Origin of the sequence: Maritimibacter sp. UBA3975, assembly GCF_002384975.1 — a bacterium.
GTDB lineage: Bacteria > Pseudomonadota > Alphaproteobacteria > Rhodobacterales > Rhodobacteraceae > Maritimibacter.
In genome coordinates, this window is record NZ_DGCP01000009.1 from 386664 (window position 1) to 408169 (window position 21506).

23 protein-coding genes are annotated in these 21506 nt (G+C 65.6%); 7 read left to right on the plus strand and 16 right to left on the minus strand.

Annotated elements, in window-relative coordinates; all coding sequences use genetic code 11:
- Nucleotides 1-26: 26 nt before the first annotated feature.
- Nucleotides 27-917, plus strand: coding sequence for a fructose bisphosphate aldolase (locus tag B2585_RS06905; RefSeq protein WP_292021372.1), 891 nt, complete (start codon nucleotides 27-29; stop codon nucleotides 915-917).
- A gap of 19 nt (nucleotides 918-936) precedes the next feature.
- Here B2585_RS06905 and B2585_RS06910 read toward each other — a convergent pair whose 3' ends face one another.
- A complete protein-coding gene (locus B2585_RS06910; protein WP_292021374.1) occupies nucleotides 937-2550 on the minus strand; it encodes an acyl-CoA dehydrogenase family protein in 1614 nt (537 codons plus the stop codon).
- Nucleotides 2551-2774: 224 nt separating this feature from the next.
- Between B2585_RS06910 and B2585_RS06915 the strand changes: the two genes are divergently transcribed.
- From B2585_RS06915 to B2585_RS06935, 5 genes are all read left to right on the plus strand, one after another.
- A complete protein-coding gene (locus tag B2585_RS06915; protein ID WP_292021376.1) occupies nucleotides 2775-3041 on the plus strand; it encodes an FtsB family cell division protein in 267 nt (88 codons plus the stop codon).
- A 266-nt stretch (nucleotides 3042-3307) separates the two neighbouring features.
- Nucleotides 3308-4297: a pyruvate dehydrogenase (acetyl-transferring) E1 component subunit alpha gene (gene pdhA / locus B2585_RS06920; protein WP_292021378.1), complete on the plus strand. Its 990-nt coding sequence runs from the start codon at nucleotides 3308-3310 to the stop codon at nucleotides 4295-4297.
- 22 nt (nucleotides 4298-4319) lie between these two features.
- A complete protein-coding gene (locus B2585_RS06925; protein ID WP_292021380.1) occupies nucleotides 4320-5723 on the plus strand; it encodes a pyruvate dehydrogenase complex E1 component subunit beta in 1404 nt (467 codons plus the stop codon).
- A gap of 12 nt (nucleotides 5724-5735) precedes the next feature.
- Nucleotides 5736-7076: a pyruvate dehydrogenase complex dihydrolipoamide acetyltransferase gene (locus B2585_RS06930; RefSeq protein WP_292021382.1), complete on the plus strand. Its 1341-nt coding sequence runs from the start codon at nucleotides 5736-5738 to the stop codon at nucleotides 7074-7076.
- A 107-nt stretch (nucleotides 7077-7183) separates the two neighbouring features.
- The gene (locus tag B2585_RS06935; protein ID WP_292021384.1) at nucleotides 7184-7501 is read left to right on the plus strand and encodes a hypothetical protein; all 318 of its coding nucleotides are present in this window, start codon (nucleotides 7184-7186) and stop codon (nucleotides 7499-7501) included.
- A gap of 705 nt (nucleotides 7502-8206) precedes the next feature.
- On the opposite strand, the gene cysE is transcribed toward B2585_RS06935, so the two are convergent.
- Nucleotides 8207-9022, minus strand: a complete 816-nt coding sequence (gene cysE / locus B2585_RS06940; RefSeq protein ID WP_292021386.1) for a serine O-acetyltransferase — start codon at nucleotides 9020-9022, stop codon at nucleotides 8207-8209.
- 88 nt (nucleotides 9023-9110) lie between these two features.
- Between cysE and B2585_RS06945 the strand changes: the two genes are divergently transcribed.
- The gene (locus B2585_RS06945; protein ID WP_292021388.1) at nucleotides 9111-9449 is read left to right on the plus strand and encodes a TraR/DksA family transcriptional regulator; all 339 of its coding nucleotides are present in this window, start codon (nucleotides 9111-9113) and stop codon (nucleotides 9447-9449) included.
- A gap of 22 nt (nucleotides 9450-9471) precedes the next feature.
- On the opposite strand, the gene B2585_RS06950 is transcribed toward B2585_RS06945, so the two are convergent.
- From B2585_RS06950 to B2585_RS07015, 14 genes are all read right to left on the minus strand, one after another.
- Nucleotides 9472-13398 carry a baseplate multidomain protein megatron gene (locus B2585_RS06950; RefSeq protein ID WP_292021390.1) on the minus strand — a complete coding sequence of 1309 codons (3927 nt, stop codon included), beginning with the start codon at nucleotides 13396-13398 and terminating at the stop codon, nucleotides 9472-9474.
- A 3-nt stretch (nucleotides 13399-13401) separates the two neighbouring features.
- Nucleotides 13402-13839: an NlpC/P60 family protein gene (locus B2585_RS06955; RefSeq protein ID WP_292021391.1), complete on the minus strand. Its 438-nt coding sequence runs from the start codon at nucleotides 13837-13839 to the stop codon at nucleotides 13402-13404.
- Nucleotides 13836-14723 carry a DUF2163 domain-containing protein gene (locus tag B2585_RS06960; protein WP_414674040.1) on the minus strand — a complete coding sequence of 296 codons (888 nt, stop codon included), beginning with the start codon at nucleotides 14721-14723 and terminating at the stop codon, nucleotides 13836-13838. The genes B2585_RS06955 and B2585_RS06960 overlap by 4 nt, the downstream gene beginning before the upstream one ends.
- Nucleotides 14723-15355, minus strand: a complete 633-nt coding sequence (locus B2585_RS06965) for a DUF2460 domain-containing protein (RefSeq protein WP_292021392.1) — start codon at nucleotides 15353-15355, stop codon at nucleotides 14723-14725. Before B2585_RS06965 ends, B2585_RS06960 begins: the two co-directional genes overlap by 1 nt.
- A 10-nt stretch (nucleotides 15356-15365) precedes the next feature.
- Entirely contained in the window at nucleotides 15366-16025 is a 660-nt protein-coding gene (locus tag B2585_RS06970; RefSeq protein WP_292021394.1) for a phage tail tape measure protein, read from the minus strand.
- Nucleotides 16018-16230 (minus strand): rcc01693 family protein, encoded by a 213-nt coding sequence (locus B2585_RS06975; RefSeq protein WP_292021396.1) that lies wholly within the window; start codon nucleotides 16228-16230, stop codon nucleotides 16018-16020. Before B2585_RS06975 ends, B2585_RS06970 begins: the two co-directional genes overlap by 8 nt.
- Nucleotides 16227-16541: a gene transfer agent family protein gene (locus tag B2585_RS06980; protein ID WP_292021398.1), complete on the minus strand. Its 315-nt coding sequence runs from the start codon at nucleotides 16539-16541 to the stop codon at nucleotides 16227-16229. The genes B2585_RS06975 and B2585_RS06980 overlap by 4 nt, the downstream gene beginning before the upstream one ends.
- A gap of 1 nt (nucleotide 16542) precedes the next feature.
- The gene (locus B2585_RS06985) at nucleotides 16543-16956 is read right to left on the minus strand and encodes a phage major tail protein, TP901-1 family (protein WP_292021399.1); all 414 of its coding nucleotides are present in this window, start codon (nucleotides 16954-16956) and stop codon (nucleotides 16543-16545) included.
- A gap of 23 nt (nucleotides 16957-16979) precedes the next feature.
- Entirely contained in the window at nucleotides 16980-17390 is a 411-nt protein-coding gene (locus B2585_RS06990) for a DUF3168 domain-containing protein (RefSeq protein ID WP_292021401.1), read from the minus strand.
- Complete coding sequence (locus tag B2585_RS06995; protein ID WP_292021403.1) at nucleotides 17387-17725, minus strand: head-tail adaptor protein; 339 nt, start codon at nucleotides 17723-17725, stop codon at nucleotides 17387-17389. The genes B2585_RS06990 and B2585_RS06995 overlap by 4 nt, the downstream gene beginning before the upstream one ends.
- The gene (locus B2585_RS07000; RefSeq protein WP_292021405.1) at nucleotides 17722-18315 is read right to left on the minus strand and encodes a head-tail connector protein; all 594 of its coding nucleotides are present in this window, start codon (nucleotides 18313-18315) and stop codon (nucleotides 17722-17724) included. Before B2585_RS07000 ends, B2585_RS06995 begins: the two co-directional genes overlap by 4 nt.
- Before the next feature lie 156 nt (nucleotides 18316-18471).
- A complete protein-coding gene (locus B2585_RS07005) occupies nucleotides 18472-19671 on the minus strand; it encodes a phage major capsid protein (protein WP_414674041.1) in 1200 nt (399 codons plus the stop codon).
- A gap of 17 nt (nucleotides 19672-19688) precedes the next feature.
- A complete protein-coding gene (locus tag B2585_RS07010; protein WP_292021407.1) occupies nucleotides 19689-20276 on the minus strand; it encodes an HK97 family phage prohead protease in 588 nt (195 codons plus the stop codon).
- Nucleotides 20269-21465 carry a phage portal protein gene (locus B2585_RS07015; protein ID WP_292021409.1) on the minus strand — a complete coding sequence of 399 codons (1197 nt, stop codon included), beginning with the start codon at nucleotides 21463-21465 and terminating at the stop codon, nucleotides 20269-20271. The genes B2585_RS07010 and B2585_RS07015 overlap by 8 nt, the downstream gene beginning before the upstream one ends.
- Nucleotides 21466-21506: the final 41 nt, after the last annotated feature.

Below are 21506 nucleotides of genomic sequence, written 5' to 3' on the forward strand. Positions count from 1 at the left end.
ACACACCGACCGACAGGGGATACGCAATGGCCAATGCAGACCAACTCGCCCAGATGAAAAGCGGCAAGGGCTTCATCGCCGCGCTCGACCAGTCCGGCGGATCGACCCCCAAGGCACTGCGCCTTTATGGAATCGAAGAGGATGAATATGCGTCCGAGGACGAGATGTTCGACCTCATCCACCAGATGCGCTCGCGCATCGCACAGGCCCCGGCCTTTTCAGGCGAGAAAGTAGTCGGTGCGATCCTGTTCGAAAAGACCATGGAGCGCGAGATCGACGGGAAGCCTGCTGCGCAATACCTGTGGGAAGAGCGCGGCGTCGTTCCGTTCCTGAAAGTGGACAAGGGGCTCAAGGCCGAGGAAAACGGCGTTCAGCTCATGAAACCACTGCCCGATCTGGACGCGCTGCTCGACCGCGCGAACGAGAAGGGCATATTCGGCACCAAGATGCGCTCGGTCGTCTCGGCGGCGAACCCCGGCGGCATCAAGGCCATCGTTGAGCAGCAGTTCGAGGTGGGCAAACAGATCCTCGCCAAGGGCCTCGTCCCGATCTTGGAGCCGGAGGTCACGATTTCCATCGACGACAAGGCCGAGGCCGAGGACATGCTCCTCAATGAGATCGTCCATCAGCTCGACACGCTGGCAGAGGGCCAGGACATCATGCTCAAGCTGACCCTGCCCACGCTCGCCAATCTCTATGCGCCGCTCATCGCGCATCCGCGCGTGATCCGCGTGGTGGCCCTGTCAGGCGGCTATGAACGTGACGAGGCGAACGAGAAACTCGCCAAGAACGAGGGCATGATCGCCAGCTTCTCGCGCGCATTGACCGAAGGGCTTTCCGCCAAACAGTCGGATGCGGAGTTCAACGCGGCCATCGCGGGCGCCATCGACTCGATCTACGCGGCTTCGATCACCTGAGCTGAGGGGCGCGCGCCGCTCAGATCCGCGCGATCAACGCTTCGGTATCAAGCCCGGCCACCGCGCCGGGCACCATGCCACGCGCGCCCTCGACCCGTGTGGCGACCCAGCCGTCCGCCACCGCCGCGTTGCCACCCCGGATCAGGACCGAGGCGGCAAGCAGCACGGCCAGACGTTCGGCGAACCACCGTGCCTCGCCCTCCTCCGGCAAACCGGGCCAGCGTTCGACATGGGCCTTGAGCGCAGCATCGTAACGTCGGTCCGCCCCGGTCGCGGCCTCCAACTCGGCCCGCAGCGTTTCGGCCGCCAGAGGCTCCCGCGCCAGCGTTCTCAGGATATCCAGGCAGATCACATTGCCCGACCCTTCCCAGATCGAATTGAGCGGCGCCTCGCGATAAAGCATCGGCATCGGCGTCTCTTCGACGTAACCCATACCACCGAGGCACTCCATCGCCTCGAGGATCACCGGCCCGCAGCGCTTGTTCGAGAGGAACTTGGCCAGCGCCACGCTGATGCGCGCGAAGGCCCGGTCCTCCGCCGCGTCACCGTCAAACGCCCGCGCGGCGCGCATCCCCAGCGCCAGCGCCCCTTCCCATTCCAACGCGAGGTCCGCCATGACGGACCGCATCAACGGCTGGTCGATGAGCCGCTTCTGGAACGTGCGCCGCCCCTCGACCCAGTGCTTGGCCTCCACCAACGCCGCGCGCATCAGGCCCGCGGGCGCCATCGCCGTGTCGAGCCGCGTGTGATGCACCATCTCGATGATCGTGGCGACCCCGCGCCCGTCCTCTCCCAGCTTATGCGCAAGCGCCCCGTGATACTCGATCTCGGAGGACGCATTCGCCTTGTTGCCCAGCTTGTCCTTGAGCCGCTGGATCTGGATCGGGTTCCGCCCGTCTTCGGTCCAGCGTGGGACGAGGAAACAGGTGAGCCCCGCGTCCGTATAGGCGAGCGTCAGAAATCCGTCAGACATGGGCGCAGAGCAGAACCATTTGTGGCCCGTCAGTCGCCACATGTCCCCGTCCGGTTCGGCGCGTGTCGTGTTCGCGCGCACGTCCGAGCCGCCCTGCTTCTCGGTCATCGCCATGCCCATCGTGGCCGAGCGCTTCGCGCCCACCGGCGCGATCGCAGGGTCGTAGGCGCCACCGGTAAGCTTAGGCGCCCAAACCGCCTGCAATGCGGGATCAGCCGAAAGTGCAGGCACGGCGGCATAGGTCATGGTGAGCGGACAGCAGATCCCCGGCTCGACCTGACTCAGCATATAGACCAGCGCGGCATGGGTCGCGTGGCCACCCGGCGCGCCGTCCCAGGCGACATTGGCATAGCCCGCCGCCATGCCCGCCTGCATGACCTCATGATATCCGGGGTGAAAGACCACTTCGTCGAGCCGCCGACCGGCCCGGTCGAAAAGCCTCAGTTCGGGCGGATACGCCCGCGCGGCCTCTCCGGCAGCCCTGAGCGATGCGGACCCGAACACCGCACCCGCGGCAGCCGCAGGGTCTTCGCGCCCGCCAGCAGCGCGCAGGTGATCGCGCAGCGCGCCGTCACTCGTCCACAGATCCCGGGCCTCGGGCGGGCCCGGCTGGTTCTCGACCTCGTGTGTGGCGAGAGATGTGCGCGGGGCAACAGTCATGGCATGTCCTCCTGCGAGGAGCCTAACGCGCCGCGCCACACCACGAAAAGCCGTCCCGTCACGGCATCCGCCAAATTCCGCCGGATCGAATCATTGGGGATTCACAGAGCGAATCACCTGTGGCATACATGAGGATAGCGCCCGCCAGAGGCGCACTGAGGCAGACATTCATTCGAGGGGCGAACCCCGTGCGCGGTCTACGCAGACAAACCGGATTTGGCGGTGTGCTCTATCTTCTGGGGCTCATCTCGGCCGGCACCTATTTCACCTTCGCCTCCGTTCAGGGGGACTACGGCCTGTTTCACCGCGTTCGCATCGACGCCGAAGCACAGGCGCTGACCAAGGAACGTGACCGGCTCGCAGCCGAGATTGCGGCACTTCAGAACAAGACCCGGCGCATTTCCGACGACTACCTCGACCTCGATCTCCTCGACCAGCAGGCCCGCGACGTGTTGGGCCTCGTGCGCGCGGACGAGGTGGTTCTGCGCTGATCCGCTTCTTCGTTCCTCAAATACTTCGGGGGTAAAGGCCGTTTCCCCGAAACGGCCGCAAGGGGGCTGGCCCCCTTCATCGCACGGCGGCACCTCGGTGCCGACGTGCTTGCCAAGCGCGGCAAAGCCGCACAATCTGGTCGCGCCATACCGGGCCGGATAGCGTGTGTGACGGTGCGTCAAATCGAGGCTCGCATCGAGGCCCGTTTTGGTTTATTAGATAGTTTAACACTAAACTATATTTGGAACCGCGGAGGAGAGGCCTCATGGCGACCGCCAAAAGCGCCAAGAAATCAAACACATCCAAGGAAGAACTGCTCGAGTACTACCGCGAGATGCTGCTCATCCGGCGATTCGAGGAAAAGGCCGGCCAACTGTACGGCATGGGATTGATCGGCGGGTTCTGCCATCTCTACATCGGTCAGGAAGCCGTGGTCGTAGGCCTCGAGGCCGCCGCGGACGAGGGCGACAAGCGCGTGACCTCCTACCGTGACCACGGCCATATGCTCGCCTGCGGCATGGACCCCAAGGGCGTCATGGCCGAGCTTACGGGCCGCGAGGGCGGCTACTCCAAGGGCAAGGGCGGCTCGATGCACATGTTCTCCACCGAGAAGCATTTCTACGGTGGGCACGGCATCGTCGGCGCACAGGTGCCGATCGGCGCGGGCCTCGCCTTCGCGGACAAGTACCTCGGCAACGACCGCGTGACCTTCACCTACTTTGGGGACGGCGCGGCCAACCAGGGCCAGGTCGCCGAGACCTACAACATGGCCGAGCTCTGGGACCTGCCAGTTGTCTTCGTGATCGAGAACAACCAGTACGCCATGGGCACCGCCGTGAAACGCTCCACCAAGTCGCCGTCCCTTTGGGAACGCGGCGCGGCCTACGGGATCGAGGGCGAGGAAGTCGACGGGATGGACGTGCTCGCCGTGAAAGCCGCCGGCGAAAAGGCCATCGCCCACTGCCGCGCCGGCAAGGGCCCCTACATCCTCGAGATGAAGACCTACCGCTACCGCGGTCACTCCATGTCGGACCCGGCGAAATACCGGACCCGCGAGGAAGTGCAGAAGATGCGCGACGAGAAAGACCCTATCGAGAACGTCCGCGACCTGCTGCTTCAGGGCAAGCATGCGAGCGAAGACGACCTCAAGGCGGTCGACAAGGAAATCAAGCAGATCGTGAACGAAGCCGCGGAATTTGCGCGCGAAAGCCCGGAGCCGTCGCTCGACGAGCTCTGGACCGACATTTACGCGTAAGCCCCCGGGAGGACAGACAGACATGACCACGGAAATTCTCATGCCCGCGCTCAGCCCGACGATGGAAGAGGGCACGCTGGCGAAATGGCTCGTGAAGGAGGGGGACGAAGTCTCCTCCGGCGACATTCTCGCGGAAATCGAAACCGACAAGGCGACGATGGAGTTCGAGGCCGTCGACGAAGGCACCATCGGCAAGATCCTGATCGACGCCGGCACCGAGGGCGTCAAGGTGAACACGCCCATCGCGGTCCTGCTGGAAGAGGGCGAGAGCGCCTCCGACATCGACAGTGGCGCGAAGGCGGCTCCCGCGAGTGAAGCTCCGGCGGCCGACAGCGGTGCCAGCCTCGACGACACCGACACGGCCAAGCCGATGTCGACCCAGCCCGCCGCTTCGGTTCCCGAGCCGGAGCCCGTCGAGGACCCCGAGGTGCCCGAAGGCACGACCTTCAAGTCCCAGACGGTCCGCGAAGCGCTGCGCGACGCGATGGCCGAGGAGATGCGCTCGGACGAGGCGGTCTTCGTAATGGGCGAGGAAGTCGCTGAATACGAAGGCGCCTACAAGGTGACCCAAGGGCTGCTCGACGAATTCGGGGCCAAGCGCGTGATCGACACCCCGATCACCGAGCATGGTTTTGCCGGTCTCGCGACCGGGGCTGCCATGGGAACGCTCCGGCCCATCGTCGAGTTCATGACCTTCAACTTCGCGATGCAGGCCATCGACCACATCCTCAACACCGCCGCCAAGACGCGCTACATGTCCGGCGGTCAAATGAGCGTGCCGGTCGTGTTCCGTGGCCCCAACGGTGCCGCCGCCCGCGTGGCCGCGCAACACTCGCAGGACTATGCCGCGTGGTACGCGCAGATCCCCGGGCTGCACGTCGCAATGCCCTATTCGGCGGCTGACGCGAAGGGCCTTCTCAAGACCGCGATCAAGGGCGACACGCCCGTTGTCTTCCTCGAGAACGAGCTGCTTTACGGCCAGTCCTTCGAGGTGCCGGAACTTGACGACTATGCGATTCCCTTCGGCAAGGCCCGCATCTGGCAAAAGGGCGACGACGTGACCATCGTGTCTTTCGGCATTGGCATGAAATACGCGCTTGAGGCGGCCGAACTGCTCGGCAAGGACGGAATTTCCGCCGAGGTCATCGACCTGCGCACGCTGCGCCCGATGGACACCAAGACCGTCATCGAGAGCGTCAAGAAGACCAACCGCTGCGTGACCGTCGAGGAAGGCTGGCCCACCCCGTCGATCGGGAGCTACATCTCCTCGGTCCTGATGCAGCAGGCGTTCGACTATCTCGACGCGCCGGTCATCAACTGCACGGGCAAAGATGTTCCGATGCCTTATGCCGCCAACCTCGAAAAACACGCCCTCGTCACGACCGACGAGGTGATCGAGGCGGTGAAAACCGTCACCTACAAGTAAGGAGCGCGCAGTATGCCCACGGAAATCCTGATGCCCGCGCTGTCTCCCACGATGGAGGAAGGCACGCTCGCCAAGTGGCTGGTCAAGGAGGGTGACGAAGTCTCCTCCGGTGACCTGCTGGCCGAGATCGAGACCGACAAGGCGACGATGGAATTCGAAGCCGTCGACGAAGGCGTGATCGGCAAGATCTTGATCGAAGGCGGCACCGAAGGCGTGAAGGTGAACACGCCCATCGCCGTGCTGCTCGAAGAGGGTGAGAGCGCCGACGACATCGGCGACAGCTCTGGCGGAAGCGCCGATGAAAAGGCCCCGACCGAAGCACAAGCGAGCCCCAATACGGCAACGCCCGACCCGGGCAAGGCCGAGACCCCTGCCCCGCAATCCACCGGCCCGATCCCGGCCCCTACCGACGGCAAAGGAGAGCGCATCTTCGCCTCGCCGCTCGCGCGCCGGATCGCCAAGGACAAGGGACTCGACCTCTCCCAGATCAAGGGCACCGGTCCCAAGGGCCGGATCGTCAAGGCCGACGTGCTGGACGCCAAGCCCTCTGCCGCTCCGGCCAAGGACGAGGCGAAACCTGCGGCCGCACCGGCAGCAGGCGGTGGCGGCTCCATGCCCACCGGCATGGGCGCCGAGACCGTGCTCAAGATGTACGAAGGGCGCGAGTTCGAAGAGGTCAAGCTCGACGGGATGCGCAAGACGATCGCCGCGCGGCTGACCGAAGCCAAGCAGACGATCCCGCACTTCTACTTGCGCCGCGACATCCGGCTCGACGCGCTGCTCAAGTTCCGTTCGCAGCTCAACAAGCAGCTCGAAGGGCGCGGCGTGAAGCTGTCGGTCAACGACTTCATCATCAAGGCCTCGGCGCTGGCGCTTCAGGCGATCCCGGATGCCAATGCCGTCTGGGCGGGCGACCGGGTGCTGAAGCTGAAACCGTCCGACGTTGCCGTGGCCGTGGCAATCGAGGGCGGGCTGTTCACCCCGGTGCTCAAGGACGCGGACATGAAGTCGCTGTCGGCGCTGTCTGCCGAGATGAAAGACCTCGCCGCACGCGCCCGCGACCGCAAGCTCGCGCCGCATGAGTATCAGGGCGGCAGCTTCGCGGTCTCGAACCTCGGCATGTTCGGCATCGACAACTTCGACGCGGTCATCAACCCGCCGCATGGCGGCATCCTCGCCGTCGGCGCGGGCGTGAAGAAGCCGGTGGTCAACGACGAAGGCGCGGTGGAGGTGGCCACGATCATGTCCGTCACGCTGTCGGTCGATCACCGGGTCATCGACGGGGCGCTCGGGGCGCAGTTGCTTGAGCAGATCGTCCAGAACCTCGAAAACCCGATGATGATGCTGGCCTGAGCGCCCGCCATCATGTCTGAACAGGGCCGTGCGGGCGACCGCGCGGCCTTTTTCATCGCTTGATCCACAGCCGCGGTCCAGCCACCCTGATCCGCAGGAGGTGAACCATGGGCACGCTCATCGCAGAATTCTTCGGCGCCATGTTCTTTGTGAACATGCTGCCGCATTTCATTGCGGGCATTCAGGGCCGCGCTTTCCCTTCGCCCTTCGCCAAGCCGCCCGGCGTCGGCATGTCGCGCCCGGCGGTCAACGTGCTCTGGGGCGCGGCGAACGGCATCGCCGCCTGGGCGCTCCTCTGTCCGGTCGCAGGGTTCGACGGGACCGGCACGGCGCATCTGATCGCAGTCGCGCTCGGCGGCCTCGTGATGGCGCTGGTCCTGTCATGGCATTTCGGGCGGGTGATGCGGGACTCAGGCCACGACTGATCGCGCACGGAGCCCCAAAAAAGAAAGGAGCGCGGGACTGCCATCCCAGCGCTCCATTTCTTCTTTTTTGGTTTGTTCTCCGTCAGGCTGCGATAGCAACCGCGTAAAGAGCCGCAAAACCGAGTACTGTGGCGATCCACATACGAAGCATGTTTTCTGTCCCCTGCTTTTGGATAGGGACACTTTTATCGAATTGTTGCCCCGTGTCATTGATGCAGGTCACAAGTGCGCGAGGTTTCGCCTATGAGACGCAGCGACTCGGTTATCGTCGGAGGATACGCAAGCGTAGGCCGCGCAGGCGATCAAGAAAAACGCATTCAGATCAGATCGTTGGAGGATAGGGGTGCCAAACAGGGCGCCACGGCCCAAGACCCTTTCCGCATCTGCTCGCTGGCGCCATGCTCACGGAACAGGCGTATTGAAAACAAAAGGCCCGCACGCCGAGCGCACGGGCTTTTTGTTTAGGTGGGCGGTCGGTCAGACCAGAAGGGCAAGCGTGCTTCCAGCGGCGAACCATCCGATCGTGATGAGGGCAAACGTCTTCATGTCGGTCTCTCCCAGGTATGAGCAGGCCCGATCCTGTCGGGCTGTTACCTAAGAAACGGTAAACGGACTCGGAAAGTTCCGTTCGGGCGACACAAGATGTTGGAAAAATGAAAGCGGCCCCCACAATGGAAGCCGCTTCGTTTCATACCGCCGCCGCGATCAGTCGTCGATGCGGGTGCCGAACATCTGGTTCATCGACACCGACGGATGGTCGCAGCCCGCCTCGCCGACCACCTTGGCGGGGACACCTGCCATTGTCGTGTTCGGCGGCACGTCCGTCAGCACGACCGAGCCCGCCGCGATGCGCGAGCAGCAGCCCACGCTGATATTGCCCAGAACCTTGGCCCCCGCGCCGATCAACACGTCATCCGCGATCTTGGGATGGCGGTCCTCCTCTTCCTTCCCGGTGCCGCCGAGGGTCACCGAGTGAAGCATGGAGACGTTGTTGCCGACCACCGCCGTCTCGCCGATTACGATGGAATGGGCATGGTCGATCATGATGCCCCGTCCCATGCGCGCCGCCGGGTGAATGTCGATGCCGTAGACTTCGGAGCAGCGCATTTGCAGGAAATAGGCGAGGTCCGTGCGCCCCTTCTCCCACAGCCAGTGCGCAAGGCGATGCGCCTGCATCCCCTGAAACCCCTTGTAGTAGAGGATCGGCTGAAGCATCCGGTGCGTGGCCGGGTCGCGTTCAATCACCGCATTCAGGTCGGCGCGTGCGGCCTCGACCAGCGAGTGATCGTCGTCATAGGCCTCGTTTGCCACTTCGCGCAGGACCATCATCGACATCTCGTTGGAGCTCAGCTTGGCCGCAATCCGGTAGCTCAAGGCGCGTTCGAGCGACTTGTGATGCAGGATACAGGCATGAACGAGCCCGCCCATGAGCGGCTCCTTGGCCACCGCTTCATGCGCTTCCGAGGTGATCCGGTCCCAGACCGGGTCGATCGCACGGGGTTTGGCTTTGGTCTCGGCCATGCGGGCCTCCGTCACTGTTGCTGGCGTGTCATACCGCAGATAGGCTCGAATTTCCAAACGCAAAGAGGTGATGGGAGGGTTCACGCGAATGGATGAGGCGACGCAGGCCCGCTACCGCGCGATGCTCGAAGCCTTGCTCGCGGAGTTGGAAAGCGACGACCAGTTGGGCGAGGAGGCCCAACGCACGGTCACGCTCGACCAGCAGTCCGTGGGACGGCTGAGCCGGATGGATGCGTTGCAGGGTCAGGCGATGGCAAAGGCGACGGCGGCCCGGCGCGCCGCCCAGCGCCGGCGCATTCAGGCCGCGTTCGAGCGGATGGACGAGGACGAATACGGCTATTGCGCAGAATGCGGCGAGGAGATCGCCGAGGCCCGTCTCGACCTCGACCCGGCGGTGCCCACCTGCATCTCCTGCGCGCGCGGGTGATGAAGCCTGAACTTCAGGGGCGTCACTCGACGGTTGTGCGTGAGAACGGCCCCGGTCCGAAGCTCTGCGACACCTGCGCGACCGCCACCTCGAAGGGCGCGCTTACGCCGTCCGCTACCTGCATGGCCCCCGTGTAGGTCCAACCTGCACTGCCCACGTCAACCTCACGTTTCACAGTGCCGCCGTCGATGACGCGGACGACGTAGCTTTCTACGTCTTCGCCCAACGGCACATCGACACCTTCCCAGCTATCTCCGTCAACGCGTGTTCGGCGCACCCAGTCGACCGAATAATCACCGCCCGCCGCCCGCACCGTGAGGTGGGCCGGCACATAGGGCCGCAGCCCGACGCCATAGGTCGTGACCGCCGCCTGTTCATAGGTATCGTCGTCGATGGGCTCCGATGCCGGGCCGATCCGGTAGTGACGTTCCAACCCCCGCGCCGACAGAGGCAGGGAAAGCGGCGTCACAGACCCATCGAGGAAGACCACCGTCGCCCCCACAGGCCATTCGGCGGGCATGGCCCAGTCGCTTCCCCCCTGCCCGCGCAGCCGGCCCGAAAGCTCGTAGACGTCCTGCTCAACCAGTTCCGCGTGGGCGAACTGGAACACTTCCCACCCGTCCGGGTCGCCGAAACCGATGGCGGCCAGGTTCGACCCGTTGAGGATTCCGTCCACCCCGGCCGAAGACACCGTTCCCTGCGGCAACCGCACCCGCAGTGCCGGTCCATTGTCGATGAGACCGGGCCGCGCCCAGCGCAAAACGCTCTCTGTTACGCCAATCCGAGCCGGCGCGCGGATCACCTGATTCAGGGAGTAGCCGTTCTCAGAAGCCGACGAATACACCGCCACCGGCCCGGGCCAGGGGTCCGAGGTCACGGCGAGGCGCGGCAGGTGCGCCGGGACATCCCCCGCAAGCACCGGCAGGTCCAGAAAGATCGGATAGACCGGAACGGCGGGCGTGAACTCCGCCAGCTCGATCTCGCTCGCCACCCCGTCCGCGGGTTTGAGAACGCCCGGCTCCACGCGCACCGCCTGCACCATCTGAACGCCCGCCTGTTCGACATGGTCTATGCGGTAATGCCCGGTGCCCTCCTCCGTCTCCAGCTCCACGACGTCGCCCGCGCGCCAGCTGAGGTCCGAAGGTGCGAGCGCGAACCGCGCCCGGTCGCGCGCCACACGCGCCTCGGCCAGCCAGCGTTCAGTGATTGCCCGCGCTTCCGGTTCGGTCAGGATCATGGGGAGGTCCGAGGACGACACCGCATGCGTGTCCTCATCAGGGAAAACAGCCTCTGTCGCGCGAATGTCATATGCAGACTCCGCCTCGGTGTGGTTGAGCCGCACACGCCCGATCATCTCGGCCTCCGGCGCGCGGGAAAACTCGAGATCTCCGTCGATCTCGCCCGTCGCGACGAACCGCGCGGGGTCGAGCGTGCCGTCCGGCGTGCCTTTGCGGGTGAAGAATTCAAGCTGGCCACCGCGCTCCGCCGCCTCGAACCCGTAGGCCAGCATAAGCGGTTGCAGCGCCGCGCGCGCATCCGTGACCTGGTCTACCATGTAGCCCCGCACGAGACCGTAGAGTCGCGACGTGTCATAGCGCGTGACGCCGGAGCGCTCGCAAATCTCCGCCACCACCGAGGCGAGCGAGCGGTTGGAGGCGCGCCCGTTCAGCCAATGGCCCTTGTCATAGTTCTCCCAATCACCCCAGGCACCGCGCCGTTTCGGAAACCACGGGAACGGCCGCGCGTCCCACGCCCAGACATGGGCGCGATCCATGTCGATCATGCGCACCCTGGTGATCGGGTGGGTCGGGTTGTTGGCCGGCTCCTCCCAGAACTCGCGCACGGCACGCAGGTACTGCATTTGCATTACATCATCGCGATGGCCGTTGGAATAGCGCGGCAACGAGCTTTCCGAGCTCTTCGGGTCAAGGAACTTGTTGGGCTGGTTGGCCCCCTTGTCGATGGCCGCGCAGCCATACTCCGTGAACCAGATCGGCTTGGAGCCCGCCTCCCAGTCGGTCGGTTGCGCTTGGCGCACGCCCCCGATCCGTTCGTGGTGTTCGTTTTCCCACCAGGACCTGATGTCCTTGTAGCGAAACACCCACGGCTCCCCATGTGCGCCGTCCGTGATCGGGGTACGCAACTGCACCTCGCGCGCTTCCGGAGCGTGGTAATACCAGTCGTACCCCTCTCCTCCCATGACGTTCGCCTTGAGGTAGTCGAGGTTGTAGATCGACCCCCAATGGGCATCCGCATGGTCCTCGCCTTCCCGCCAGTCCGCGACGGGCATGTAGTTGTCGATCCCGATGAAGTCGATGTTCGGATCGGACCAGAGAGGATCAAGATGGAAGAACACGTCGCCTGACCCATCCTGCGGGTGGTAGCCGAAGTATTCCGACCAGTCGGCGGCATAGCTGATCTTCACATCCGGGCCGAGGATCAGGCGCACATCGTTTGCGAGGGCCTGCAACTGTTCGACCACGGGAAAGGTGTTGTTCGCCGCCCGGATCTGCGTCAGCCCCCGCAATTCCGAGCCGATCAGGAATGCCTCGACCCCGCCCGCCTGGGCGCAGATCGTGGCATAATGCAGGATCATCCGGCGATAGGACCATTCATAGGGGCCGATGTAGTTCACCGTGCCATCGACCGGGATGAAATGGTGCGGCTGGGCGTTGCCGAAGAACGCCGCGACGTCGTCCTCGGCGGCCGCCGTTCCGTCGGGCGAGCCCGTCTGCCCCGGAGCCAGGGACGCGGTGATCCGCCCGCGCCATGGCAAGTTCGGCTGGTCGCCCGCACCCGTCCACGGGTCGGTGAGGCCGTTGCCCCCCATCTGCTCCATCAGGATGAAGGGGTAGAAGGTCACGGCCTTCCCGCGCTCCTTCATTCGCGTGATCGCCTGAAACACCGACAGGTCCGTGGGCGTGCCGCTATAGACCGCTCGCCCGCCGTCATAGGACACCCGCGTCGCGTTCTCCCGGTCGAGGCCGGAAACGCGCCAAGGCATTTTCACTCCATCCTCATCCTTCTGGTCGACGCGCGGGTGCAGCTCGCAATGGTTCGCGCGCAGATCGGTCCCGAACCATGACACGACAAGCGAGACGGACTCGCAGTTGGGCAGTTCGCCTTCAAGCATCGAAAGCGATGCCTCGAAATCCGGTTTACCCAAAGGCGTGTGCTTGTTGGCGGGCTTGCGCCGCCCCGGCCCACCCCCGAAATGCACAACCTCGGTCGCGAGCGCATATTCGCCGCAGCCGGGGATCATCGCTACCGCCTTGGTGCCACGCGCAAGGTCCGGGGCCTCGTCCGGCTGTTCGGGCCGGAACACCTCGAAATTGAAGACCGGGATGCGGTTGCCATACTGCGTGATGTCGAGGTTCTCGATCACCACATAGGCCGTGCCGCGAAAGGCAGGCGTCTTGCCCGCACCGATCGCCGCCTCCAACGCAGGGTCGGGCGCCTGGTCTTCGCTGCCGGGGTAGACGCGAAGCGTGAGGTGCTTGGGCTTGACCTCTTTTCCATCCGCCCAGATGCGCCCGACATGGGTGATCTCGCCTTCGCAAAGCGCGATAGCCAGCGAGACCGAATAGGAATACTCGGTCACGGTCGGGCCCTTCGGCGCCATGAACCCCTTGCCTGACCCCTGCGCCTCGCCCTCAGTGATCGTGCGGTTCTCACGCACCTTTCCGGACCAGATGACCTGCCCGCCGGTGCGGAAACGGCCATAGATCTGCCCGACCGGCGCGCCCTCGGACACCCCCGTGATGCGCAACCGGTCGACCTTGCCGGTCTCGACCGGTTCGGACCCCGCGCCCATGAGCCGGTTGTCGATGGTGCGCCCGGCGACCGCGCCCACGGCCCGCCCGATGACGACGGACGACAGGCCCAGGACCGAGCCGCCGACGGATGCGCCAAGACCGGCGCCGATTGCGGAAAGAACGATGGTGGCCATATGCTACCCCCTTTCGGGAAATCGGAAGGTGCCGACGATGCGGCGCTGCCACGGGGCGGAAAGCGAGCTTTCGACGACCCCGTGACCTGAATAGGCGTGAAGGAAACTGGGCTCCGGCGCGGGCTGTGCAAGGATGCCCAGATGCTTGGCCACCGCCCCCTCCCGCATCCGGAAGAGAAGCACATCGCCCGGCGCGGCTTCGGCCGCAGGCACCTCGCACAGAAGCGCGCGCGCCTCGCGCATCAGCACCTCGTCGCGCGCAGGCTCGGACCAGTCGGGTGTGTAGGCGGGAACTTCGACCGGCTCGCGCCCATACAGCGCCCGCCAGACTCCACGGACGAGGCCCAGACAATCCGCCCCCGCCCCCCTGCAGGACGCCTGATGGCGATAGGGCGTACCCAGCCAGAGCCGCGCCTCGGCCAACACGACAGCGCCGTTCATTTGCCGCCCCCGGTCTCGTCCGTGGTGGTGCCCTCAATCGGAACGGACAGGAGCCGCGCTTCGCCCGGAATATGCGGGAAGCCGCGGAAGTTCAGGATGTTGGCGAACTTGTCGCGGCAGGTCTGGTGGCGCTTGTCGCAGCCCGCTTCGATCCGCACCCGGTCGCCCACGCGCACCGGGGCGCGCACCGCTTGCCACAGCTCGACGACCCGCCCGCCCGGCCCGACACTGTCGTTCTTGACGACCCCGACAAGCCCAGCAGCGACGCCGTCCAGAACGGCAAAACGCCCTTTCTCGAACCACCGCTCCGGTTGCGCCATCGCGCCGTCGAGCGTGAAACGTACACCGTCTGCGACCGAGACAACCGCCAGCTCTTCGCTGAACCCCGCCTGTTCGGTGTCGAAGCGGCAACGCCCGTCCCCGAGAACCGCCGAACAGGCGCTCTGGTAGACCCGGCCCTGCGGCTGGTTCAGCGCCTCGGTCAGCCCCAGAAGCTCGGCCCGGAACGCCCCGCCCGAACGCGCGAGTTCCCCCAGCCGCCCGCGAAACTGGAGCAGACGCTCCTCCGGGTCGGCCCAGTTCACCAGCCACGCCTCAACTTCGGCGCCGTCGAAACGGCCCGCGCGGATGTCGGCCTCGGTCACCGCGGCATCCGACAGCGCGCCCAGCGCCTCGGAATTGTCGATGGACAGCCCCGTGGTCTGCATGATCGCGTGCGCTGTCAGCCCCGTGTCGGCGCGAAACGTCACGCCGTCGAACACCACGTCGGAATCGTGGTCGGTAAAGCCCCGCACCCAACCGTCGCGCCGGCGCAAAAGCCAGCAGCGGGCGAGCGTCGTCAGCCCGCTCTGGATGTGGTCAAGGAAAGCCTGGTTCATGGTCATCAGACCCGCACCTCCACCACTGGCACATTCGGCACGTCACCCGCCTGAAAGGAGGCAACCGAAGTCTGGATACGGTCCGTGTCGAACCGCACAGGCACGTCGAACTCGAACCCCACCGTGATCTGCACACCCGCAGGCGGCGGATCGGTGAAGCTGACGGTGCCGGAGGTCGTATCGACGGCGTAGTCGATCATCTCAACCTGCGGCACACCCGCGATCCCCACCTTCACCGTGCCGGCCACGGGCTTGCAGATCGGGCGGGAATAGCTCTCGGCCCCGGACTCGTAGGTCTTGGCGATCTGGAACGCCGTCGTCTCACCGTCACCCACCGCGAGCCGCTGATCCATGTGATCCACGTCCTTGGACGGCGGGCAGGACTTGAAGTCCGACCAGTCTTTCCACCGGAACCCGAACAGCTGGCCGCGCCGCGCCTCAAAAAAAGCGATCAGCACCTCGATATCGTCGAGCGAGCGCATCCCCAGCCCCGCGTCATAGCGACGGCGGCTGTGCGCCCAGGGCGTGTTGCGCTCCTCGAACCCGTTGGTGAGCGTGACCACTTCCGTGCGCCGCTCCGGCCCACCGACCGAGCCGAAGCTCAGGTTCGGTGGAAATCTGACCTCATGGAAACTCATGCGCTCCTCCTCAGCTGTAACGGCGCCCACGCCCGAGCACCCGGTTCACCTGCGCGGCGACCTGACCCTGCGAGCGGCGGAAGCTTTCCGCATCCGGTGTGGAAATGTTCATGGTGACGTTGACGGTGCCGCCGACCGCGGAACGGACCCCCAGCTTGCCGTCCGGCCCAAGCGCGAGCGGCATGATCGCCTCCGGCCCTGCCTCACCCATGAGCCCGGTGCCGCCCCGCATCGGGAAGGTGACCGGACCGTTGACGACACCACCATTCGCGAAAGGCATGACGCGTCCCTGCGAGAATGCCCCCCCATTCGCATAGGGCAGAAAGGCGTTCATCACCGTGCCGAGCCCCTGCCCCAACAGCCCCCCAAAATGGCTGACCATCGGCGAGACGGCTGTGTCATAGACGGTGTCGAGCATCGACTTGCCGAGCGACGCGAGCGCCTGTTCGGCATTCATCGAACCATAGACCAGCCCGTCCAGCGATTTGCGCAGGCCTCGCGACATGCCCGAGGACAGGCCGGAAATGTCGGTGTTCACCTTGTCGAAGGTCGCGCCGACCCGCTCAATCTCGGCGGTGAAATGCGCGGTCAGCGCGGTCGCCCCCTGAAGCGACCCCTCCAGCGCGGCCACTTGGTCGTCGAATTCATCGAGGTTTTCGATGTCAGCCATTGGGTGTCTCTCCTTCATCTTGTGGCGCGTCCGGGAACGCGGCCGCCAGTTCCTCCAGCCGGGCACGGTCCAGCGTCACCGCTGCCCCGTCCCGCCCGAGCATCAAGGTGAGTTCAGCGGGCGTAAGCGCCCAGAACTCCTGCGGTTTGAGCCCCAGCGCCCGCATCCCGAGCCGCAAGAGACCCGGCCAGTCGAACCCACTCATCCCGCCTCCGGCAGGGAAAAGGCCCGCACGATCAGCTTCCCGGCCACGCGGGCGGCCTCCATAGGACCGCCCGCGATCTCGGCGCTGGTGAGGTCGAGGGCGTCATGCCCGCCGCCCCGCAATCCGGCGACAAGCACCGCGATCACGTCCCGCGCGGCGAAACGACCGCCCTCGAACCGCTCGACAAGGGCCAAAAGGCTGTCGGCCTCAAGCCGCGCCTCCAGCTCTGCCAGCGCGCCGAGCGTGAGTTTCAGAACCCGCCGCTCCCCGTCGATGGTCAGCGCCACCTCTCCCGTCCACGGATTGGCCATGTCAGAGCGCCGTGAAGCTCAGTTCACCCGCCGAGGCCATCGACAGCTCGAAGGTCGCCTCGCCGTTGTGGGTGCCGGAATACTCGATGCCGGTGATCATGAAGGCGCCCTGGATGATGCCGAAATCCGGGACGATCACCTGGAAATCCGGCACCTCGCCGTCGAAAAAGATCTGGCGCGCGCGGGCATCCGTCGCATCGTCCTTGAAAATCCCCGAACCTGAGATCGAGGCCGACTTGACCCCGGCCCCGCCCAGAAGCTCACGCCAGCCCCCGGTGCTTTCAAGCGATGTGACATCGACGCTCTCGGCATTGAAGCTGATGCGTGTCGCACGCAGTCCGGCGAGGGTCGAGAAGTTGCCCGTGTCGTCCATGTCGATCTTGATGAGAAGGTCTTTGCCGTTTTGTGCGGTCATGGCAGGTCTCCGTTTGTGTGAGGTCAGCTATCTTCGACGCGGGCACGAAACCGCAGGTCGATGCGCCGCATATCGGCGTCCTGAACCCGGCGCGCCCGGGCACGGTAGAAGTTGAGTGCGACGAGCACGCCGCGCGTGAGCGTGAGCGGGGCATCCAGCAGGGCATCCGACACGGCGCCGGCGACCTCCTTTGCGGTGGCGAAACCGGCTGAATCCGAGACGATGCTCACCGTCACTTCATGAAGCGCGCCCTGGCCGGACATGTCCGCGGCGTCACGCACATCCTCCGGGCCAAGCGCCACATACGTCACGTTCGTCAGCCCCGGCGGCACGGCATCGTAAATGGCGCCGCCCACAAGTCCCGCAAGCGTGCTGTCCGCGGTCAGGCGCTGATAGATCGCCTCCTGTAACGCGAGAGCGGTTCCGTAACTCATGCCGAGACCTCCTCTTGCGCGAAACAGGTGAGATAGCGCGCGGCAGGGTCAGCTTCGGCCACGGCGAGGATGCGAAAGATCCGGGCTCCCGACCGGAACCGCTGATCCGGCTTCGGGCGCGAAGGCGAGTCGGGCGGCATGGCGCGCACCGTGATCTTGAGCGGGATCATCGAGGCGGTCATCGACTCCACGGCCCGCTCGCGGCCGGTGCCCGCGCGCACGTCAGCCCAGAGGGTGCCGAGGTTCACCCAGGTCCGGGTAAAGCCCCCGGCCCCATCGGGAATGTCCTGCGGCTTCTCGAGCGTCAGTTGGCGGTTGAGGACCGGGCGTCTCATGCGCGACCTCCCCCGAACAGCCGCACATCACGATAGCGCGCGATGAGCGCGTTCACGGCGCTGGGAATCCCCGATGTGTCGACGGCGCTGCGATCCTCGTAATACTGCGTCGCCAGCAGGAACACGGCCTGCGCGAGGTCCGGCGGGATCGCATCCCAACTCGCGCCGTAGCCCGCGTCGAAATCGATCATCGCCTTGCCTCCCACCGGGATCGGCGGAAGCAGGAACCCGGTCGATACGAGCCGCGGTCGGTGCGTGTCGGTCGCGAGCGTGAAGCGCGACTCATCGATCGGCTCCTCGCCGCCTTGTCGGTCCACGATGGTCAGCGCGGTGATCGCCGCGACCGGCGCTATCGGCAGGGTCTGGCTCGCCAGGTCGCGCCACGCGGGCACGCTCCAGCGGAACGTCCGCGAAAGCGTGGCTTTCGACGTGCGGGCCTCGATGGCCGCGATGGCCGCCCGGAGGTAGGCCCCGAGCACGCTTTCCTGAACGTCGTCATCGGAAAACCCGGTGCCGAGCCGCAGGTGCTCCTTGAACGCCCAGACCGGCAAGGCGCTGCTCGCGATCATGGTCTGCTCGACTAACATCATGGAACTACTCCAAAATTCGGGCCCCTCGCATCGGTGGTATGGGCGCGCGCCTCCGTGTCGCTCGGACGGAGGGGGAGCAGCTGGACGACACGAAGTTGTCCGGCGCGCGCCCATCGCCGCGCCTGCCCGTCAGGGCAGACGCGACTGTCGCAGGTCTCAGGAGACCGCGAACTTCAGCAGCTTGATCGCAGCGAAATCGCTCACATCGCCGCCCACGCGCTTGGTCGCGTAGAACAGGACATGCGGCTTTGCCGAGAACGGATCGCGCAGAATGCGCGTGTCGGGGCGCTCGGCCACGGTGTAACCCGCCTGGAAATCGCCGAACGCGATGGCACAGGCGTCGGACGCGATGTCAGGCATGTCCTCGACGATCAGAACCGGGTAACCCGCAAGGCGTGCCGGCGCTTCGGCTGCAAGCCCGTCGGACCAAAGGAAGCGCCCATCGGCATCCTTGAGCTTTCGCACGGCACCTGCCGTCTTGGAGTTCATCACGAAGGACGCCCCGGTCCGGTACTCAGCATCGAGCGCATAGATCAGGTCGAACAGGCAGTCCGCCGGATCAGTGCCGTTGAACCCGCCATCCGCGCCGGTGACCACATAGCCGATGTTGCCCCAGGACCAGCTGTCCTCGGCGACATTCGGATGGGTGAGGAAGCCCGTGGGCTTGTCCACCCCGTCCCCTGCCACGAAGGCCGCGGCCTCGGCGCGCGCGAACTTGTCCGCGATGCGCGCGGCGAGCCAGTTTTCGATGTTGAAGGCCGCGTCGTCCAGAAGGCGCTGCGAGGCCTTGGGAAGCGCCGACAGTTCGTGCAGAGGAATGGTGATCCGCTCGAATGTCGGGGTCGAGGTCTCGGACGACGGGTCCGTTTCGGTCGCCCAGCCTGAGCCGAGGTCGCCGTGGTCGATCAGCACGTCATAGGACGTGGCCTCGACGTTCACCACGTTCGCAATGGCGCGCAGGCTCGCGTTGGAGCGCAGGACGGACCGGATGACATCCGCCGTTTTCGGATCGACGAGGTAGCCGCCATCGCCGGCGACGGCGGTGGAGAGGCTCTTTTCCTCCACGACGATCCCGCGCAGGGCGTCGTCGTCGCCGGAGCGGACGTAGGCCTCAAAGGCCTTCTGGTGCGGGGCATCGGCGTCCGCAGACCGGGACAGCACCGGGCGCGCGGGGGTGAGGGATTTACGATCCAGCATGGTCAGTCGCTCTTCCTGTTGTTGAAGTCGGATGTGAATGTCGTCGTTGAACGACTTGATATCGCTTGCGAACCGCGTCAGGGCGGCCTTCACCTCCCCGGTCGGATCGGCCCCGCCGGGCATGTCCGACGGCCCGCAAGCCTTGGTCTCTTTCGTCATCGCGTGATCCTGCTTCGTCAGAGGGTCAGATCGCCGCCCGAACCAGGCCGGGTCAGCATCAGGCGGGCATCGTCGATGATGCGCGCCAGTTGGCGAAAGCCGGTCTCCTCAGGCGCATCGCCTTTGGCCCCGACCCGCGCACTGGGCAGCATGGGAAAGGTCACGAGCGACACCTCCCACAGCTCCAGTTCCTTCAAGAGCCGCTGGCCCTTCTCGTTTCGTGCCGCGCGCACCGTCCGGTAGCCGATGGAGAGGCCGTCGATGGCCCCCGCCTCGATCAGCCGCGCGGCCTCGCGCCCCTTGGCGACATCCGCCAGAATGCGGCCCTTCACGAAGAGCCCGCGGGCGTCTTCGCGCACCTCGTCCCAGACGCCGATGGGCTGCGCCGGGTCGTGCTGCCAGAGCATCTTCACCTGCCCGCCGGTGCCGGCGAGTTCGGCAAGCGACGCGGCATAGGCCCCCTTGGCGACGATATCCCCGCCACGGTCCGCCTCGCCGAAGAAGCTGGCGTAGCCTTCGATTGCGACCCCGCCATCGACCTCGCGCGTGTCGCCAAGGGCCACGAACTTGTGCTCCAGCCCGAAATCGGTGTGGTAATCACTCATCAATCGTCTCCTCGGTCTCGGGGGTGCGCGGCGGCAGGCCCAAAAGGCCGCGCTTCTCGTCGTCGGTCAGGAAATCGGCCTGCGCGACCCGTGCCCATTGCTGGTCACGCTCCACGGCAAGCGCGGGCACCTGGTCGAGGTCGGGCTTGAGCACCACGCTCTCGCCCGCGAACCCCGACAGCCAGTGCGACAGGGTCGCCGCGACCTTGACCGCCATCGGCAGGACCGTCAGGCGATAGAACGCCCGGTTCGCCTCCTGATAATTCGCGTAGGTCGCGTCGCCGGGTATGCCCAGCAGCATCGGCGGCACGCCGAAGGCTGTCGCGATTTCGCGCGCGGCGGCTTCCTTGGTCTTCTGGAATTCCATGTCCGACGGGCTGAACCCCATCGGTTTCCAGTCGAGCCCACCCTCGAGCAGCATCAGCCGACCCGCATTGCGCGCGCCCACATGGTGCGCCTCCATCTCGTTCAGCAGCCGGTCGTACTGGTCCGCCGTCAGCGTGCCCTGCCCCTCGCCGCCTGAGTAAACGATGGCCCCTGACGGCCGCGCGGCGTTGTCGAGCAGCGTCTTGGACCAGGCCGTCGCAGAATTATGGACGTCGAGCGCGGTGGCCGCCGCCTGCATTGGCGATAGGCCATAGTGGTCGTCCTGCGGGTGGAAACTGCGCACATGACAGATGGGCGACAGCCCCTCGCCGATGTGGAACCGGTGCTTACGCGCCCCCACGGTGTAGTCATAGGCGATGGGCCACCCGTCCGCGCCGGGGATCAGGCTCATGCGATCCGAGCGCAGCACATGCAGCTCCATCGGAACGCCCGAGCCGTCGCCGACGGCCTCCACATACCCGTTGCCGGACAGCAGAAGCTGACCGAAAAGCGCCTCGAACAGCTCCGCACGGCCCTGCGCCGGGTTGGGCCGCGTCACCAGGTCGAGCACCGGGTGGGTCTCGTAACGCTGATAGGCGTCCTGAAGCACGAGGGGGAGCGCGGCGGCGGCCTCGGCGATCAGTTTCACCGCGCGGAACCCCACCGGGTTACCCGTGAAGCCGTTGCGCGTGAGGTTCACGGTGTCACGCGGTCCCCAGACCACGCGGCCCGATCCGCGATAGGCGATGACCGGCCCGGTGGCCGAGGCTTTGACCTCACCCGGTCCGGTGCTTCCGCGTTTCAGGAAATCCAAAACCGCCATTGCGTCGCGCTCCTTGTCCCGGCCCCGTCTCGGGGCAAAAC